The sequence below is a fragment of the Cupriavidus pauculus genome (assembly GCF_002858765.1).
GTDB classification, from domain to species: domain Bacteria; phylum Pseudomonadota; class Gammaproteobacteria; order Burkholderiales; family Burkholderiaceae; genus Cupriavidus; species Cupriavidus pauculus_B.
In genome coordinates this window covers 640657-658981 of the sequence record NZ_PJRP01000001.1, presented here as the reverse complement: position 1 = coordinate 658981, position 18325 = coordinate 640657, and the positions used below count along the sequence as shown (strand labels likewise).

Sequence of the window (18325 nt, the reverse complement as noted above, 5' to 3'; positions counted from 1 at the left end):
CCGGGTTCCGGGCAGGTCTGCCCAATAAAAAAGGCCCACGCGTACGTGGGCCTCCATTCTAAGCTACTCGGCCGCCGCTTCATGTCATCCATGCGGCGGCGGACGCGCCGCTCAGGATTCCTGCTGGATACCGGCCAGCAGCCAGCCGCCGCCGGACACCGACTTGGCCAGGTTCCAGACTTCGCCGAACGGCTGCGCCGCCTCGCCGGCAGTCTCGCGGATCATGCCCGAGAAACGTACGCTGGCAATGTGCTGGGCCGGCGTGTTTTCGATGCCCAGCAACTGGGCGTCGAGCGTGACCACATCGGTCTTGTTGAGCGCTTCGCCGCGCTCGGACAGGTCCATCTTGATCTCGGCGAACATTTCCGGCGTGGTGAATTCGCGGATGTCGTCCAGGTTGCCGGCGTCCCACGCGGCCTGCAGGCGCACGTAGTGAACCTTGGCGTTGCGCAGGAAGGCTTCGGTGTCGAAGTCGGCCGGCACGCCCCATGGCTGTTGCACCGCCGCGGCGGCAGCACCAGCGGCCGCGCCGCCCATGACCGGGTTGGCCGCCGCGCCGTTGTAGCCGGCCGGCTGCGCCGGTTCGGCCTGGCGGAGCGTCGGCTCGGCGTTGCGCGCCGTGCCGCCGAACGGCGAGCTGTTACCGTTGCCGCCCATGCCGGCGTAGGCCGGCGTCTGCGAACGGGCCGAGCCACCACGGAACTTGCGGAACAGCCACAGGGCGATCATTGCGATCACGGCGAACATGATCACATTGGCCAGGAAGCTGGCCGCCGCGCCACCCAAACCGAAGTGCGACAGCAGGTAACCCAGGCCCAGGCCGGCCGCCAGGCCGCCGAGCATGCCACCCCAGTTACGCTTCGGTGCCGCAGCCGCTGCGCCACCCGCAGCGCCGGCGGTCGCCGGGGCTGCCTGCTGCGCGGGCTGCTGCTGGGCCGGCGCATTCTGTTGCGGCGGCGTGGCCTGACGCTGCTGCGTCACGCTCGACGATTGCTTGCCGACACTGCGCGATCCGCCGAGGCGTTTCGCATTGGCGTCGAGTGCTGCCCCCATGGCCACCGTCACCATCAGTGCGGCCGCCAGGAATTTTCCACGAAAAGAAGACATTTGAGCTTTTCCCCTGTCATTTTCGGCCATCATTGGCCGAACATGGCGAATTAGTACTTTCTCCCGACATGGAGCGCCACGACTCCGGCCGTCAGGTTGAAGTATTCGACTTGTTCGAGTCCAACTTGTTCCATCAAGCGTACAAGTGAACCCTGGTCTGGATGCATTCTGATCGATTCTGCGAGATAGCGATAGCTCGGGGCATCCCCAGCTACGCGCTCGCCCAGCCAGGGGAGCACCTTGAAAGAATAGACGTCGTAGATTTTCTCGAGCGGCTTCCAGACCTTGGAGAATTCCAGCACCATCACCTTGCCGCCCGGCTTGACCACGCGGCGCATCTCGGCCAGGGCGCGGTCCTTGTGCGTCATGTTGCGCAAGCCGAAGGCCACCGTGACCAGGTCGAAGTAATTGTCCGGGAACGGGATCCGCTCGGCGTCGCACAGCGCCACCGGCGTGACGACGCCCTTGTCCAGCAGGCGGTCGCGGCCCACGCGCAGCATCGACTCGTTAATGTCGGTCAGCCAGACCTCGCCCTTCGGGCCGGCCTGTTTCGCGAAGGCCTTGGCCAGGTCGCCCGTGCCGCCGGCGATGTCCAGCACCTTCTGGCCCGGCCGCACATTGGCCTGAGCAATCGTGAAGATCTTCCAGACGCGGTGCATGCCACCGGACATCAGGTCGTTCATCACGTCGTATTTGCTGGCCACCGAGTGGAACACGCCGGCAACCTTGCCCGCCTTTTCCGCTTCGTCGACCTTGTCGAACCCGAAGTGGGTTTCGCTCATTCTCAGACTCCAGGTACTTGATTCAGTGATGATGGCCGCATGCGTGGCCGCCGGCCGCCGGCATCGGCGCATCGCGGTCCAGCCCGGCAGCTTCCAGCCGCTTCAGGTAGCCGTCCCACAACATGTCCTGCTGGTCGCCCAGGCGGTACAGCAGTTCCCACGTGTAGATGCCCGTGTCGTGGCCGTCGTCGAAGCGGATCTGGATCGCATAGTTGCCCACCGGCTCCACCGCCGCGATACCCACGTGGCGCTTGCCGGTCTGCAGCGTTTCCTGGCCAGGGCCGTGGCCCTGGACTTCGGCGGAGGGCGAGTATACGCGCAGCAACTCGAACGGCAGCCGCCACGTGCGGCCATTGTCGAAGCCGATTTCCAGCACGCGCGACTGCGTGTGGACGGTCAGTGCGGTGGGGTGAGGAGTATCTTTGTCCAGGCCAGCCATGATGTATGGTTGCGGCGCCCGCTTGGCAACCCCGGGAGGGGCCGTTACAGCGGCGCCGTCATGCGTCTTGTACGACCCGATAGCTTACTCCACCCCCCTCGCCTTGCCCATCCCGCGGGCCGCCGCCACTTTCGTCGGCGCCAGGGCCCACCGGCACATAGCGCAGGCGCCGGCCGTGGAAGGCCGCCACGGTGCTGCGGTGCGCGATGCTCACGATCGCGGCGCCGGGCAGTTCGTCCACCATCAGCTGGTACATCGCGCGCTCGGTTTCCTCGTCCAGCGCACTCGTAGCCTCGTCCAGGAACAGGTACTCGGGCTTCTGCAGCAGCGCCCGGGCGAAGGCCAGCCGCTGCTGCTCGCCGGGCGACAGCCGCAGCGACCAGTTGTCGAACACGTCCAGATGCTTGGTCAGCATGCCCAGCCGCGCCTTGCGCAGCACGGCGACCAGCGTCTCGCGCGAATGGCTGTTGCCGGCGTCGGGATACGACAGCGCGTCGGCCAGCGTGCCGATCGGCAGGTAGCTGCGCTGCGGCAGGAACAGCATGCGCCGGTGCGGCACCGTGATGCGCCCGCTGCCATAGGGCCAGATGCCGGCCAGCGCGCGGAACAGCACGCTCTTGCCGCATCCTGACGGCCCATGCACCAGCCAGCGCTCGCCCGGTGCGATCGACAGCGAGAACGGCGCCACCAGCGGGCGCTGCCCCGGGTGACGGTCGGGATCGATCCCTTCCTCGTCCACGTCCAGCCCGCCGCGCACCGGCAGCGCCAGGGCCAGGCCGCTGATCGAGATATCGCCTGCGGACGGGCTGGCGGACTGCACCACCTCGATATCGCCCGGCCCTTCGTGCGTCAGGTCCTGGCGCTCGGCCACGCGCATGGCGTCCTGGAAGTCGATCAGACGGTTGGCGGCGGCCTTCCAGCCGACCAGCGTCGAATAGCTGTCGACGAACCACGACAGCGCGCCCTGCACCTGGCCGAACGCCGAATTGATCTGCATGAGGCCGCCCAGCGTCAGCTTGCCGGAGAAGTAACGCGGCGCGGCCACCAGCAGCGGGAAGATGATCGCGAACTGACCGTAGCCGGAGTTCACGAAGGTCAGGCGCCGGGTATAGCGCATGAGCTGGTTCCAGTTCGCCCGGATCCGCTCGAAACGGGCGCGCAGGCCGGCCTGCTCGGTCGGTTCGCCCCGATAGAGCGCCACCGGCTCGCTGTTCTCGCGCAGGCGCACCAGCATGAAACGGAAGTTGGCCTCGTACTGTTCCTGCTGGAACGACAGGCCGATCAGCGGCCGCCCCACGAAGTGGGCAATCAGCGAGCCCGCCACCGCGTAGCCGATGGCAAACCAGACCATGTAGCCGGGGATCGTCAGGTCCGTGCCGCCCAGCGCCAGCGTGATCGGGCCGGACACCACCCAGAGGATGCCGATGAACGACACCAGCGTCACCGCCGAGTTGAGCAGGCCCATCGACAGCGTCAGCGCGCCATCGGTGAACTGGCGCAGGTCATCGGCCAGCCGCTGGTCGGGGTTGTCGGTCGAATGGGTCTGCTCGATCCGGTAATAAGCCTGGTGCCCGAGCCAGCGTTGCATGAAGGTGCCGGTCATCCAGGTGCGCCAGCGCATCTGCAGCATCATCTGGTAGTACTGGCGCGAGATCGCCAGCACGATGAAGCAGGCGGCGATCCACGAAAACCGCAGCAGCAGCGCCTTGAACGAAACGAAGTCGCGCTGCTCGATGGCGTTGTAGAACACGCGGTTCCACTCGTTGAGCAGCACGTTGATATAGACGATGCCCAGGTTCAGCGCCACGACCAGCGTCAGCAGCCCCAGGCCGGCCTTGCGGTCTTCCGAACTCCAGTACGGCTTGATCAGCGCCCAGGTGGCCGCCATGCGCAGCCGGCTCTGGTTCTTGAGGGCCTCGGCGGGTACGGCAGGACCGGGCACGATTACGGACGACGGTGTGGATGACATGGCGCCAGCGGTTGGCCCGCCGCGCGAGGCCGGCGGGCATGTTGTTGTTCGACCGGAGTCAGACGCACCGCCGGGCGGGCGGGTTCCGTACCAGACTGCTACGGCACTTTACAAGGGGACGGGAAGAATTGCAGCGGACGCGGTCAATAACGGTCGGCAGTCGTCGGCAGCGGGCCGCCGGCCGGTTGCCGGTCGACGGCCGCACCGCGTCAGTCCGAATCGGCCAGCACCGAAAGTGCCGTGCGCAGCGCCGGCAGCCGGAGGCCCAGCTCGGCAATGCGCGCCGCGTCGGCGGCCCGTTGGGGCGCGGCCCAGACGGCTTCCGGAAAATGGGTATCCCAGCGGTAGCGCGGAATGATGTGCCAGTGCAGGTGCGGCACCATGTTGCCGAACGCGGCCAGGTTGACCTTGTCCGGCGTCATGACTTCACGCACCACGCGCTCGACGCGCGCCACCAGCCGCATCAGCCAGGCCTGGTCGGCATCGTCCAGGTCGGTCAGCTCGGCGGCGTGGTCGTTCCAGACCACGCGGCAGAATCCCGGAAAGCGGTCGTGCTCGACCAGGATCACGCGCGCGCGGTCGCCCATCCAGAGCAGTTCGCCGCCGTCGGCTTCGCACAGGGGACAGTTGGGAACCCGGTTCATGGCGATGGCTTACACCAGCACGCGCTCGATGCCGCCGGCGTTGGCGCGGGCCACGTACTCGGGCATCCAGTTCTGGCCCAGCAGGTGCTTGGCCATCTCCACGACGATGTAGTCGGCCGATACCGACGCATCCTCGTTGTAGCGCGACAGGCCCTGCAGGCACGACGGACAGCTGGTCAGGATCTTGACGTCGCCGTTGAAGTCGTCGGTGCGCAGCTTGTCGGCGCCGCGGCGCATTTCCTCTTCCTTGCGGAAGCGGATCTGCGTCGACACATCCGGACGCGTCACGGCCAGCGTGCCCGATTCCCCGCAGCAGCGCTCGTTCTTCTCGATCTTGCCGCCGCCCTGGTTCCCGCCCATCAGGTCGTTCACCAGCTTCGTCGGGTCCATCGTCTTGATCGGAGTGTGGCAGGGGTCGTGGTACATGTAGCGCGTACCGGTCACGCCCTCCAGCTTCACACCCTTTTCCAGCAGGTACTCGTGGATGTCGATGATGCGGCAGCCCGGGAAGATCTTGTCGAACTCATACCCGGCCAGCTGGTCGTAGCACGTGCCGCAACTGACCACCACGGTCTTGATGTCGAGGTAGTTCAGCGTATTGGCCACGCGGTGGAACAGCACGCGGTTGTCGCTGACCATCTTTTCGGCCTTGTCGTACTGCCCGGCGCCGCGCTGCGGATAGCCGCAGCACAGGTAGCCCGGCGGCAGCACGGTCTGCACGCCCACATGCCAGAGCATCGCCTGCGTGGCCAGCCCCACCTGCGAGAACAGGCGCTCCGACCCGCAGCCCGGGAAGTAGAACACGGCTTCGGTCTCGGCCGTGGTCGTCTTCGGGTTGCGGATGATCGGCACGATCTCGTTGTCTTCGATATCGAGCAGCGCGCGCGCCGTCTTCTTGGGCAGGTTGCCCGGCATCTTCTTGTTGATGAAGTGGATCACCTGCTCCTGCACCGGCGGCTTGCCAACCGTGGCGGGCGGATGCTGGGTCTGCTTCCTCGCAAACTTCTTGAGCACCTCGTTGCCCAGGCGCTGCGCCTTGTAGCCCCAGCCGATCATGGCCGCGCGGGTCATGTTGATCGTCTGCGGGTTGGTCGCGTTCAGGAAGAACATCGACGCGGCGGTGCCCGGGTTGAACTTCTTCTGGCCCATCTTGCGCAGCAGGTTGCGCATGTTCATCGACACGTCGCCGAAGTCGATCTTGACCGGGCACGGCGTCACGCACTTGTGGCAGACCGTGCAGTGGTCGGCCACGTCCGAGAACTCGTCCCAGTGCTTGATCGACACGCCGCGGCGCGTCTGTTCCTCGTACAGGAACGCCTCTACCAGAAGCGACGTGGCCAGGATCTTGTTGCGCGGGCTGTACAGCAGGTTGGCGCGCGGTACGTGCGTGGCGCACACGGGCTTGCACTTGCCGCATCGCAGGCAGTCCTTCACGCTGTCGGCAATGGCGCCGATGTCGCTCTGCTGCATGATGATGGACTCATGCCCCATCAGGCCGAACGACGGCGTGTACGCGTTGCGCAGGTCGGCGCCCGGCAGCAGCTTGCCCTTGTTGAAGCGGCCCTGCGGGTCCACGCGCTGCTTGTACTCGCGGAATTCGCCGATCTCGTCCTCGGTCAGGAATTCGAGCTTGGTGATGCCGATGCCGTGCTCGCCCGAAATCACGCCGTCCAGCGAACGGGCCAGGTCCATGATGCGGGCCACCGCGCGGTGCGCGTCCTGCAGCATGTCGTAGTCGTCCGAGTTGACGGGGATGTTCGTGTGCACGTTGCCGTCGCCGGCGTGCATGTGCAGCGCCACGAACACGCGGCCGCGCAGCACCTGCTTGTGGATCTTCTGCGCCTCGTCCAGGATCGGCTTGAACTCGCCGCCGTTGAAGATCTTGCGCAGTTCGGCACGGATCTCGCTCTTCCAGCTCACGCGGATCGTGCGGTCCTGCATCAGGTGGAACACCGTGGCGTCCGGCTGGCTCTGCAGGCGCTGCTCGAAGGCCGGGCCCAGCAGGCCCAGGCCGTGGCCGATCAGCGATGCGCGGGCCGTCTGCAGCGGCGTATCGAGATGGTCCTCCAGGTAGCGCCAGCGCGCGCGGATCTCGCGCAGCAGCGTCAGCGCGTGCTGCACGCGATCTTCCAGCAACTCGGCGCTCGGAATCTCGTTGGCATCGTCGCTGCGACCCAGCGGCAGGTTGCCACGCGCGAAGAATGCCTCCAGCTCGTCCACCAGCTTGAGCTTGTTCTTGGTCGACAGCTCGATGTTGATGCGCTCGATGCCGTCCGTGTACTCGCCCATGCGGGGCAGCGGAATCACCACGTCTTCGTTGATCTTGAAGGCGTTGGTGTGGCGCGCGATGGCGGCCGTGCGCGACCGGTCGAGCCAGAACTTCTTGCGGGCCTCGGGGCTCACGGCGATAAAGCCTTCGCCGCTCTTGCCGTTGGCCATGCGAATCACTTCCGAGGTGGCACGCGCCACAGCGTCTTCGTCGTCGCCGACGATATCGCCGATCAGCACCATCTTCGGGAAGGCGTTGCGTTTGCTCTTGGTGGCGTAGCCCACCGCGCGCAGATAGCGCTCGTCCAGGTGTTCCAGGCCGGCCAGGATCGCCCCACCCTCGCGCTTCGATTCGGCGTCCAGAAAGTCCTTGATCTCGACGATGCTGGGGATGGCGTCGCGCGGCTGGCCGAAGAACTCCAGGCACACCGTGCGGATGTGCTTCGGCATGCGGTGCAGGATCCAGCGTGCGCTGGTGATGATGCCGTCGCAGCCTTCCTTCTGCACGCCGGGCAGGCCGGCCAGGAACTTGTCGGTGACGTCCTTGCCCAAGCCTTCCTTGCGGAACTTGCGGCCCTCGATGGCCAGCGTCTCGGTGCGCAGCACCTTCTCGCCCGGCTTGCGATCGCCGTCTGACCACTTCAGCTCGAACGTGGCTACCGGCACGTCGTGGATCTTGCCCAGGTTGTGGTCCATGCGGGTGATCTCGAGCCAGTTGCCCTCGGGATCGACCATGCGCCACCACGCCAGGTTGTCCAGTGCCGTGCCCCACAGCACGGCCTTCTTGCCGCCCGCGTTCATGGCCACGTTGCCGCCGATGCACGATGCATCGATCGACGTCGGGTCCACCGCGAACACCAGGCCAGCCTTGTCGGCGGCATCGGCCACGCGGCGCGTCACCACGCCGGCGCCCGAGAAGATCGTCGCCACCTTGTGCGGCACGTTGGGCAGGTCGGTCATCTCCACCGCGTCCAGCTGTTCCAGCTTTTCGGTGTTGATGACGGCCGCGAACGGCGTCAGCGGCACGGCGCCGCCGGTGTAGCCGGTGCCGCCTCCGCGCGGAATGATGGTTAGGCCCAGCTCGAAGCAGCCCTTGACCATCCCGGCAATCTCTTCCTCGGTGTCCGGGGTCAGCACCACGAACGGGTATTCCACGCGCCAGTCGGTGGCATCGGTCACGTGCGACACGCGCGACAGGCCGTCGAACTTGATGTTGTCCTTCTGGGTCACCTTGCCCAGCACGCGCTGGGTGCGCTTGCGCAGCGCGTAGGCGTCGGCGAATTCCTGCTGGAACGCCTCGATCGCCTGCTTGGCGAACACGACCAGCTGCTCCACGCGGTGCGAACGGTCTTCGGCGGCGGGCTCGGCGTGCTCGGCACGGTCGGCGGCGCGGCGTTTCTCGATTTCGTTCAGGCGATGGTGCAGCGCGCTGACCAGCATCTGGCGGCGCTTGGGATTTTCGAGCAGGTCATCCTGCAGGTAGGGATTGCGGCGAACCACCCAGATATCGCCCAGCACCTCGTAGAGCATGCGGGCCGACCGGCCGGTACGGCGTTCGCCGCGCAGTTCGTCAAGAATGCGCCAGGCTTCCTCGCCAAGCAGACGGATGACAATCTCGCGATCCGAAAACGACGTGTAGTTATAGGGGATCTCACGCAGGCGCGGCGGGGCGTCCTGCGCGGCGAGCTTGGCATCGAGCACGAGTGGGGCGTTCATGGGCGGGACCGCTTTGAAGCTGCGCACGGGGACGGTGCGCGATTATCGTCATTAAAGGGCGATTGTACTGCAACGCCCAGTTTCGCCGCGCCGCAACATGGGCGTTTTGGGGGAATAACCCCTGAAAATGTCGGGAATCAGCACGGATTGCATGCAATTTGCCGCATTTTAGGCATTTCCGGGCCACCTCCCCGCCCGCCGCCCTAGAACCACTGCCGGACCGCCTCGGCCACGCCGTGCCAGAAGGAATCGGGGATCCACAGCAGGCTGGCGGTCATCGCCAGGTAGCGCAGGAACTTGCCGATCGCCATATAGAACAGGCTGTGCCAGAACGGCAGCCGCAGCCAGCCGGCCAAAGTGCACAGTGGATCACCAATCCCGGGCAGCCACGAAAACAGCATCGTCGGCGGGCCGTAGCGGCGCATCCAGCGGAAGTATTTGGCGTCCAGCCTGGGCTTGTGCCGCTTGCGCGGGTGCGTGCGGTGCTCGGCATGTTCGCGCTCGTGCTCGTGCAACTGTCGCCGTTGCCGGTAACGCACCACCGCCAGCTTGGCGGCGTACCCGAGCCACCAGTCGATGGCGCCGCCCAGCGTGTTGCCGGCCGTGGCCACCAGTATCGCCGGCCAGAACAGGTCCGGATTGAGCTTCACGTAGCCAAACACGGCCGGCTCCGAACCCAGCGGCAGCAGCGTGGCCGACACCAGGCTGACCACGAAAATGGCCGGCAGCCCGACCTTGGGCAGGGCTACGGTCTCGAACAGCCAGTCGATGAAGGCTTCCATGCGTGGGGACGTTGGACAGGCCGCTCAGGGCAGGGGAACCCGCATGGCAGCACCGAAGGTTTTGTGATTTACTTTTAGAGCCTGTGGCGGCGGATCGTTCATTCCGCCGCAAGACCGGGCAAACCCGGCAGCACCAATATCACGAAATAGCCGTCTCAACCAAGCGGCAGTACCGCGTCGTGGCCCGTCCCGCGCACTCTACATTCGGGGATCGGCGGAGCTGGCCATGCGCGCACCACCCCACATGGAGACAAGCATGGCGATTCCGATCCGCCTGACGGTCAACGGCAAGCCCGTTGACGCGCAGGTCGAACCCAACACCCTTCTGGTCCAGTTCCTGCGCGAGCAGCTTCGCCTGACCGGCACCCACGTGGGCTGCGACACCGCCCAGTGCGGCGCCTGCACCGTCCATCTGGACGGCCGCGCCGTGAAGTCCTGCAACATACTGGCAGTCCAGGCGGACGGGACCAGCGTGACCACTATCGAGGGCCTGGCCGCCAACGGCGAGATGCACCCGATGCAGCAGGCGTTCCGCGAATGCCACGGCCTGCAATGCGGCTTCTGCACGCCGGGCATGGTGATGGCGGCCACGTCGCTGCTGCAGCAGCAGCCGAATGCCGATGCCCAGGCCATCCGCGACCAGCTCGAAGGCAACCTGTGCCGCTGCACCGGCTATCACAACATCGTGCGTGCGGTGCAGCAGGGCCAGGCCGCCATGGGCGACCGCACCGCGGTCAGCGCCGAATAAGGGAGGCCCGTCATGAATGCACCCGAAAAGCACCCGTTCGTCGGCACGCCCGTGCGCCGCAAGGAAGACTACCGCTTCCTGACCGGCAACGGCCAGTACACCGACGACGTCACGCTGCCGCACCAGAGCTACGGCTACTTCGTGCGCTCGCCCCACGCTCACGCGCGCATCCGGTCGATCGACACCACGGAGGCCCTGGCAGCGCCCGGCGTCATCGCCGTGCTCACCGGCGATGACATGGCCGGCGACAAGGTGGGCGGCCTGCCCTGCGGCTGGCTGATCCACAGCATCGACGGCTCGCCGATGAAAGAGCCGCCCCACCCTGCCTTGGCCCACGGCAAGGTTCGCCACGTCGGCGACCAGGTAGCGGTGGTGATTGCCGAATCGCTGCAGCAGGCGCGCGACGCGGCCGAAATGGTCGTGGTCGACTACGACGAGTTGCCCGCCGTGGTCAGTCCGGCCGATGCCGCCGCATCGTCCACGCTGGTCCACGACGACGTACCGGCCAACACCTGCTACACCTGGGGCCACGGCGACCGCGCCGCCACCGACGCCGCATTCGGCAAGGCTGCCCACGTGACCACGCTGGAGATCGTCAACAACCGGCTGATCCCGAACGCCATCGAGCCGCGCGCGGTCAACGCCAGCTACACCCGCCAGGACGACAGCTACACGGTCTACGTCGCCAACCAGAACCCGCACGTGGAACGCCTGCTGATGGGCGCCTTCGTGCTGGGGCTGCCCGAATCGCGCCTGCGCATCATCGCGCCGGACGTCGGTGGCGGCTTTGGCTCGAAGATCTTCCTCTACCCGGAGGATGTGGCGCTGACCTGGGCGTCGAAGAAGGTCGGCCGGCCGATCAAGTGGACGGCCGAGCGATCGGAGTCGTTCCTGACCGACGCCCACGGCCGCGACCACGTGACCAAGGCCGAACTGGCGCTCGATGCCGACGGCAAGTTCCTTGCCATGCGCGTGCACACGGTGGCCAACATGGGCGCGTATCTGTCCACCTTCGCCAGCAGCGTGCCGACGATCCTCTACGCCACGCTGCTCGCCGGCCAGTACGCCACCCCGGCCATCTACGCCGAGGTGAAGGCCGTGTTCACGAACACGTCGCCGGTGGACGCCTATCGCGGCGCGGGCCGCCCCGAAGCCACCTACGTGGTGGAGCGCCTGGTCGAGGCCGCCGCGCACGAAACCGGCACCGACCCTGCCGCGCTGCGCCGCAAGAACTTCATCCGCACCTTCCCGTACGCCACGCCCGTGGGCCTGACCTACGACACCGGCGACTACGAGCCCTGCCTGGCGCGGGCCGAGGAACTGGCCGACGTCGCCGGCTTTCCGGCGCGCCGCGACGCCGCAAAGCAGCGCGGCAAGCTGCGCGGACTTGGCTACTCGTGCTACATCGAAGCCTGCGGACTGGCCCCATCGAACATCGCCGGCGCGCTTGGCGCGCGAGCGGGCCTGTTCGAGGTGGGCGAGATCCGCGTACACCCTACCGGCACCGTGACCGTCTTCACCGGCTCGCACAGCCACGGGCAGGGCCACGAAACCACGTTCGCGCAGATCGTGGCAGACCGGCTCGGCATTGCGCTGGACGCCGTGGAGATCGTGCATGGCGACACCGGCCGCGTGCCGTTCGGCATGGGCACCTACGGGTCGCGCTCGCTGGCGGTGGGCGGATCAGCCATCGTGAAGGCGCTGGACAAGATCGAGGCCAAGGCCAAGAAGATCGCCGCCCACCTGCTGGAAGCGTCCGACGCCGACATCGAGTTCCAGGACGGCGTGTTCCGCGTGGCTGGCACCGATCGCACCAAGACCTTTGGCGAGGTGGCGCTCACCGCCTACGTGCCGCACAACTATCCGCTCGACAAGCTCGAACCGGGCCTGAACGAGAACGCGTTCTACGACCCGACCAACTTCACCTATCCGTCCGGCGCCTATATCTGCGAGGTCGAGGTCGACCCCGACACGGGCGAGTCGCACGTCGTCAAGTTCACGGCGGTGGACGACTTCGGCAACGTCATCAACCCGATGATCGTCGAGGGCCAGGTCCACGGCGGCATTGGCCAGGGCCTGGGCCAGGCGATGCTGGAGCAGTGCATCTACGACCCCGACAGCGGCCAGCTGCTGACCGGTTCCTATATGGACTACGCCATGCCGCGCGCCGGCGATCTGCCGGACTTCACGGTGGAAACCTCCAGCGGCACGCCCTGCACGCACAATCCGCTGGGCGTGAAGGGCTGCGGCGAGGCCGGTGCCATCGGGTCGCCACCAGCGTTCATCAACGCGCTGGTCGACGCGCTGTCGCCGCTGGGCGTGCGCGACGTGCAGATGCCCGCCACGCCGCACCGCGTGTGGCAGGCCATTCAGTCCGCGCAGGGTAGCGCGGCGTAACCCGGGGGAGACGACCATGTACGCATTCCAGTACGAACGCGCCACGGACGCCGCTTCGGCCGTGGCCAAACTCAAGGCCGATGGCGACGCCAAGTTCCTGGCCGGCGGGCAAAGCCTGCTGGCGGCCATGAAGCTGCGCCTGGCCGCCCCGTCGACGCTCGTCGACATCGCGCGCATCCCGGGCATCGCCGACATCGCCGTGCAGGGCAACGAGCTGGTGATCGGTGCCGCCGCGCGCCACGCCGACGTGGCCGCCAACGCCGAGGTCATGCGCCGCATTCCGGCGCTGGCGGCGCTGGCTTTCGGCATCGGCGACCGCCAGGTGCGGGCGATGGGCACGATTGGCGGATCGCTGGCCAACGATGACCCCGCCGCCGACTACCCGGCGGCCGTGCTCGGCCTGAACGCCACCGTCGTGACCGACCGCCGCAGCATCGCCGCAGACGACTTCTTCAAGGGCCTTTACGAAACCGCGCTGGCCCCTGACGAACTGATCACGGCCGTGCGGTTCCCGGTGCCCGACAAGGCCGCCTACATCAAGTTCCGCAACCCGGCGTCGCGCTTCGCGCTGGTGGGCGTGATGGTGGCGCGCACCGGCCAGTCGGTACGCGTGGCGGTGACGGGCGCGGCCGACAGCGTGTTCCGCGCGCCGGCGCTGGAGCAGGCGCTGACCACCAGCTTCACGGTGGCGGCGGCACGGGCGGTGAAGGTCGATCCGTCGGGCCTCAACGGCGACCTGCATGCGTCGCCCGCGTACCGCGCGCACCTGATTCCGGTGCTGACGGCCCGGGCGGTGGAACAGGCGCTGAAGGGGTAGCTTCGCTTTGGTTTGCTCCCCTCTCCCGCAAAGCGGGGGAGGGGCTGGGGGAGAGGGCGGGCCTGTCGGGCACCATCATGCTGGATCACACAGACAGCTTCGCTGGATGTGGCCCCTTGTTGCACCACCCCTCTCCCCTGCCCTCTCCCCATGAGGGGAGAGGGAGCCAGGACACTATCTTCTGCATCCGCTCGGGCGTGGCTGGCGGCGGTGACCGTTAAACAACCCCCAGCTTCGCTTACGGCTTGTTGTTGAAATCATGCTTCCCACTTCCATCGACCAGACCCTCTCTTCGCTCGAAGCCCAGCAGTACTTCGCCGATCGCGAGACCGCCACGGTGCTGTACCTGGCCCTGCGCATGCAGCGGCCGCTGTTTCTGGAAGGCGAACCGGGCGTGGGCAAGACGGCGCTGGCGCAGGCCATGGCCGCCATGCTCGGCACGCGCCTGCTGCGGCTGCAGTGCTATGAGGGGCTCGACGCCGCCAGCGCCCTCTACGAGTGGGACTACCCGCGTCAGATCATGGCGCTGCGCCTGGCCGAAGCGCGCGGCGAGCGGCCCGAGCAGCAGTCGCTCTACCACGACGACTACCTGCTCAAGCGCCCGCTGCTCGAATCACTGCTGCCGGACCCCGCCAGACCCGACGTGCCGCGCGTGCTGCTGATCGACGAGATCGACCGCGCCGACGAGCCGTTCGAGGCCTTCCTGCTCGAAGTGCTGTCCGAGTACCAGGTGTCGATCCCCGAGATCGGCGTGATCCGCGCCGAGCGGCCGCCGCTGATCGTCATCACGTCGAACCGCACGCGCGAGGTTCACGACGCGCTCAAGCGGCGCTGCCTGTACCAGTGGATGGGCTACCCGGAACGCGACCGGGAACTGCAGATCGTGGCCGCCCGTGCGCCCGAAGCCGCGGCGGCGTTGCAGCAGCAGGCCGTCGACTTCATCCACAGGCTGCGTGGCATCGACCTGTTCAAGGCGCCGGGCATTGCCGAAGCCATCGACTGGTGCCGGGCGCTGGCCGCGCTTGGCGTGACCGAACTCGATCCGCAATCGGTGCGCAACACGCTGGGCGTGCTGCTCAAGTACCAGGACGACCTGGCGCGCGCCGATGGCCCCACCATCGCGGACTTGCTGGCCGGCGCCACGCCCGCTGGCTGACAGGAAGCCGGACATGCCGCAGGACGTACCGCCCCCCACCGCCTTGCCGATGCTGGCGCGCAACGTCACCCATTTCACGCGGCTGCTGCGCGATGCCGGCTTTGGCCTGTCGCCCGCGCACGCGGTCGACGCACTGGAGGCGCTGCGCCACGTCGACATCGGCGCCCGCAGCGAAGTGCGTGCCGCGCTGGCCGCGTTGATGCTGTCCGGCCCCGACCAGCGGCCGCTGTTCGATGCCGCCTTCGACCTGTTCTGGCGTGACCCTGACTGGGAGGGCAAGCTGCGCGCGATGCTGCTGCCGCGCGTGGATGCCGGCACGCCGCCGCCCAAGCGCAGCAATCGCCTGGCCGATGCCCTGGCGGCGCGCCAGCCGGCCGCCGCCCGGCCCGACCCGCCGATGCGCGAGGAACGCTTCACGGCGCCGCTGACCTTCTCCGACCGCGAGCGTCTGGCGAGCCGCGACTTCGACACGCTTTCCGCAGATGAATGGCGTGCCCTGCAGCATCTGGTGCGTACGCACCGCGCCCACCTGGCGCTGCAACGGACGCGCCGGCTCCGGGCCGCCGCCTGCGGCACCCATGCCGACCTGCGCGCCAGCGCGCGGCTGGCCGTGCGCCAGCATGGTGAATGGCTGCGCTGGAAATACCGCAAGCACGCCGAGCGCAAGCCGCCCGTGGTGCTGCTGCTCGACATCTCGGGCTCCATGAGCCAGTACTCGCGCGCGGTGCTGTACTTCTGCCATGCGCTGATGCAATCGCGCGAGCGCATGCACGTGTTCCTGTTCGGCACACGGCTGACCAACGTCACCCGGGCGCTGCGCGAACGCGATCCCGACGACGCCGTGACCCTGATCGCCGAGCAGGTGCGCGACTGGGCCGGCGGCACCCGCATCGGCGCCGCGCTGGCGGCCTTCAACCGGCAATGGGCCCGCCGCACGCTGGGCGGCCGCGCCACCGTGCTGTTCGTCAGCGATGGCATCGACCTGGAACACATCGACCTGCTGGCGCAGGAGATGGCCCGGCTGCGCCGCTTCGCGCACCGCATCGTGTGGCTCAATCCGCTGCTGCGCTACGCGGGCTTCGCGCCCCAGGCGCGCGGCATCCAGGCCATCCTGCCGCATGTGGACGCGCTGCGCCCGGCACACAACCTCGACAGCCTGCTGGCACTGGAAACGCTGCTGGCGGACACCGGCAGGCCACCGCGCGTGCCACCGGACAGACAAACCGCCCCCCGACAAGGAAATCCGCCATGGAAATGAACCAGACCCAGCGCCTGCCCGTGCCGCAACAGGTGGCATGGGAGGCGCTGAACGACATAGCCCTGCTCAAGCAATGTATTCCCGGATGTGAGAGCATCGAGCCCGATGGCGAAAATGCCTACCAGCTTGCGCTGACCGCCGCCGTGGGGCCGGTCAAGGCGCGCTTCAAGGGGCGCATGGCCCTGCAGGACATCCAGGCGCCGGACAGCTACACGATCCAGTTCGACGGACAAGGTGGCGCGGCCGGCTTCGGCAAGGGGTCCGCCACGGTCACGCTGACCCCCGAAGGCGACGAGACGCTGCTCACCTATGCGGTGAAGGCGCAGGTAGGCGGCAAGATCGCGCAGATTGGCTCGCGGCTGGTGGATGCCGCCGCGCGCAAGATGGCCGATGCGTTTTTCGTGCGCTTCACCGAGGCCGTGGGCGGCAGCCCCGCCGACGCCGAAGCGCCGGACAGCGACAACGACAGCCAGAGCAACGAGGCCACCGAAGACGGCGACAAAGGCGACGACGGCGGTGGCGAGGAACAGACGAAGAAGCGGAAACGATCATGGACAGCGTGGATCTCGAAGTCCTGAAAAGCAGCGTGAAGTGGCAGCAGGAAGGACACGGCGTATTGCTGGTGACGGTGGTCAGGACATGGGGCTCGTCGCCCCGGCCTGAAGGCGCGATGCTGGCAGTACGCGACGACGGCCTTGTCGTCGGCTCGGTCTCGGGCGGATGCATCGAGGACGACATCATTTATCGCGTGCACAAGGAAGGCATCAAGGCGACGCGCCCCGAAGCCATGAAGTACGGCATCAGCGCCGAAGAAGCCCATCGCTTCGGCCTGCCTTGCGGCGGCACCATCGAACTGGTGGCCGAGCCGCTGGCGCCGCACAGCGGCCTCGCGGAACTGCTGCAGGCGGTGGAAAGCGGCCGGCTGGTGGCGCGCTCGCTGGACATGGCCACCGGGCGGGCCACGCTGGGCCACGCCGTGGCGACCGACGGCCAGACGTTCGACGGCCAGACGCTGATGACCATCCACGGGCCGCGCTACCGCATGTTGGTGATCGGCGCGGGCCAGTTGTCGAAGTACCTGTGCCAGATTGCCGTGGGCCTGGGCTTCCAGGTCACCGTGTGCGATCCGCGCGAGGAATACACCGAGACGTGGGATATCCCCGGCGTGACGATGGTGCGCACGATGCCCGACGACACGGTCGAGGCGATGCAGCTCGACGAACGCTGCGCGGTGATCGCGCTCACGCACGACCCGAAGCTGGACGACCTGGCGCTGATGGAAGCCCTGCGCACGCCCGCGTTCTACGTGGGCGCGCTGGGTTCGCGCCGCAACAACCAGGCGCGGCGCGAGCGGCTCAAGGAATTCGACCTGACCGAACTGCAACTGGCCCGCCTGCACGGCCCGGTGGGCATCTACATCGGCAGCCGCACGCCGCCCGAGATCGCCATCTCGATCCTGGCCGAGGTGGTCGCCGCCAAGAACCACGTATCGCTGCCCGACATCCTCCAGGTGGAAGGCGCCAAGGCCGCCCGCGAAATCGCGGCCGGCGAAGCCGACTGTCCGATCCTTCCCGGCGGCGTCCCCGCCGCACAGCCATGAGCAAGTCCACCCGCGCCCCGCTCATCCAGAGCGACCTGCCCACCGGCATCCTGCTGGCCGCCGGCTTCGGCCGGCGTTTCGACCCGGCCGGCCTGCGCAACAAGCTGCTCGAAAAGCTGCCCGATGGCCGCACCGTGGCCTGGCGCAGCGCGCGCACGCTGGCGGCCGGACTGCCCAATTCGATTGCCGTGGTGCGCCCCGGCATACCGGAACTGGCCGAGGAACTGCGGCGCGGTGGCTGCAAGGTGGTGGAAGCCCCGGAAGCCGAGGCCGGCATGGGCGCGGCGCTGCGCGCGGGCGTGGCGGCCTGTGCCGATGCCCGCGGCTGGGTGGTGGCGTTGGCCGACATGCCGTGGCTGTCGATGGAACTGGTGCGCGCGGTGGCCCTGACCATCACGTCGCGTGACACCATTGCGGCGCCGTGGCGCGACGGCCAGCGCGGGCATCCGGTGGGATTCGGCGAGGCCTGGAAAGACGAACTGCTGAAGCTCGACGGCGACGAAGGCGCGCGTGCGCTGCTGAAGTCGCACCCCGTCACCCGCATCCTGACCGACGACGACGGCGCGTTCCGCGATATCGACCTGCCGGGGGACGTGCGCTGACTTGCGGTTTACTCCTCTCTCCCGCCTGCGGGGGAGAGGG

General features: G+C 67.5%; 15 protein-coding genes. 8 read left to right on the top strand and 7 right to left on the bottom strand.

Annotated features, from left to right (window positions below; translation table 11 throughout):
- Positions 1–111: 111 nt before the first annotated feature.
- The 7 genes from CYJ10_RS02980 to CYJ10_RS02950 form a co-directional block, all read right to left on the bottom strand.
- On the bottom strand, positions 112–1107 hold the full coding sequence (locus CYJ10_RS02980) for a Tim44 domain-containing protein (RefSeq protein ID WP_101680053.1): 996 nt from the start codon (positions 1105–1107) through the stop codon (positions 112–114).
- Between the two features lie 50 nt (positions 1108–1157).
- Positions 1158–1889 (bottom strand): bifunctional demethylmenaquinone methyltransferase/2-methoxy-6-polyprenyl-1,4-benzoquinol methylase UbiE, encoded by a 732-nt coding sequence (ubiE, locus tag CYJ10_RS02975; protein WP_101680052.1) that lies wholly within the window; start codon positions 1887–1889, stop codon positions 1158–1160.
- A 22-nt stretch (positions 1890–1911) separates the two neighbouring features.
- Entirely contained in the window at positions 1912–2328 is a 417-nt protein-coding gene (locus CYJ10_RS02970) for a gamma-butyrobetaine hydroxylase-like domain-containing protein (protein ID WP_101680051.1), read from the bottom strand.
- A 58-nt stretch (positions 2329–2386) separates the two neighbouring features.
- Positions 2387–4297 (bottom strand): ABC transporter ATP-binding protein/permease, encoded by a 1911-nt coding sequence (locus CYJ10_RS02965; protein ID WP_101680050.1) that lies wholly within the window; start codon positions 4295–4297, stop codon positions 2387–2389.
- A 209-nt stretch (positions 4298–4506) separates the two neighbouring features.
- On the bottom strand, positions 4507–4941 hold the full coding sequence (locus CYJ10_RS02960) for an HIT family protein (RefSeq protein WP_101680049.1): 435 nt from the start codon (positions 4939–4941) through the stop codon (positions 4507–4509).
- Positions 4942–4950: 9 nt separating this feature from the next.
- Positions 4951–8925 (bottom strand): DUF3683 domain-containing protein, encoded by a 3975-nt coding sequence (locus CYJ10_RS02955; RefSeq protein WP_101680048.1) that lies wholly within the window; start codon positions 8923–8925, stop codon positions 4951–4953.
- Positions 8926–9128: 203 nt separating this feature from the next.
- Positions 9129–9707 (bottom strand): YqaA family protein, encoded by a 579-nt coding sequence (locus tag CYJ10_RS02950; protein ID WP_101680047.1) that lies wholly within the window; start codon positions 9705–9707, stop codon positions 9129–9131.
- A 256-nt stretch (positions 9708–9963) separates the two neighbouring features.
- On the opposite strand from CYJ10_RS02950, the gene CYJ10_RS02945 reads away from it, so the two are divergent.
- From CYJ10_RS02945 to CYJ10_RS02910, 8 genes are all read left to right on the top strand, one after another.
- Entirely contained in the window at positions 9964–10455 is a 492-nt protein-coding gene (locus CYJ10_RS02945; RefSeq protein ID WP_101680046.1) for a (2Fe-2S)-binding protein, read from the top strand.
- Between the two features lie 12 nt (positions 10456–10467).
- Positions 10468–12852: a xanthine dehydrogenase family protein molybdopterin-binding subunit gene (locus CYJ10_RS02940; RefSeq protein WP_101680045.1), complete on the top strand. Its 2385-nt coding sequence runs from the start codon at positions 10468–10470 to the stop codon at positions 12850–12852.
- A gap of 16 nt (positions 12853–12868) precedes the next feature.
- Positions 12869–13669 carry an FAD binding domain-containing protein gene (locus CYJ10_RS02935; RefSeq protein ID WP_101680044.1) on the top strand — a complete coding sequence of 267 codons (801 nt, stop codon included), beginning with the start codon at positions 12869–12871 and terminating at the stop codon, positions 13667–13669.
- A gap of 259 nt (positions 13670–13928) precedes the next feature.
- On the top strand, positions 13929–14825 hold the full coding sequence (locus tag CYJ10_RS02930; RefSeq protein ID WP_101680043.1) for an AAA family ATPase: 897 nt from the start codon (positions 13929–13931) through the stop codon (positions 14823–14825).
- Between the two features lie 13 nt (positions 14826–14838).
- On the top strand, positions 14839–16083 hold the full coding sequence (locus CYJ10_RS02925; RefSeq protein WP_101680042.1) for a vWA domain-containing protein: 1245 nt from the start codon (positions 14839–14841) through the stop codon (positions 16081–16083).
- The gene (locus tag CYJ10_RS02920) at positions 16074–16661 is read left to right on the top strand and encodes a CoxG family protein (RefSeq protein ID WP_101680041.1); all 588 of its coding nucleotides are present in this window, start codon (positions 16074–16076) and stop codon (positions 16659–16661) included. The genes CYJ10_RS02925 and CYJ10_RS02920 overlap by 10 nt, the downstream gene beginning before the upstream one ends.
- Positions 16634–17683: an XdhC family protein gene (locus CYJ10_RS02915; protein WP_101680040.1), complete on the top strand. Its 1050-nt coding sequence runs from the start codon at positions 16634–16636 to the stop codon at positions 17681–17683. Before CYJ10_RS02920 ends, CYJ10_RS02915 begins: the two co-directional genes overlap by 28 nt.
- On the top strand, positions 17680–18285 hold the full coding sequence (locus CYJ10_RS02910) for a nucleotidyltransferase family protein (RefSeq protein ID WP_101680039.1): 606 nt from the start codon (positions 17680–17682) through the stop codon (positions 18283–18285). Before CYJ10_RS02915 ends, CYJ10_RS02910 begins: the two co-directional genes overlap by 4 nt.
- Positions 18286–18325: the final 40 nt, after the last annotated feature.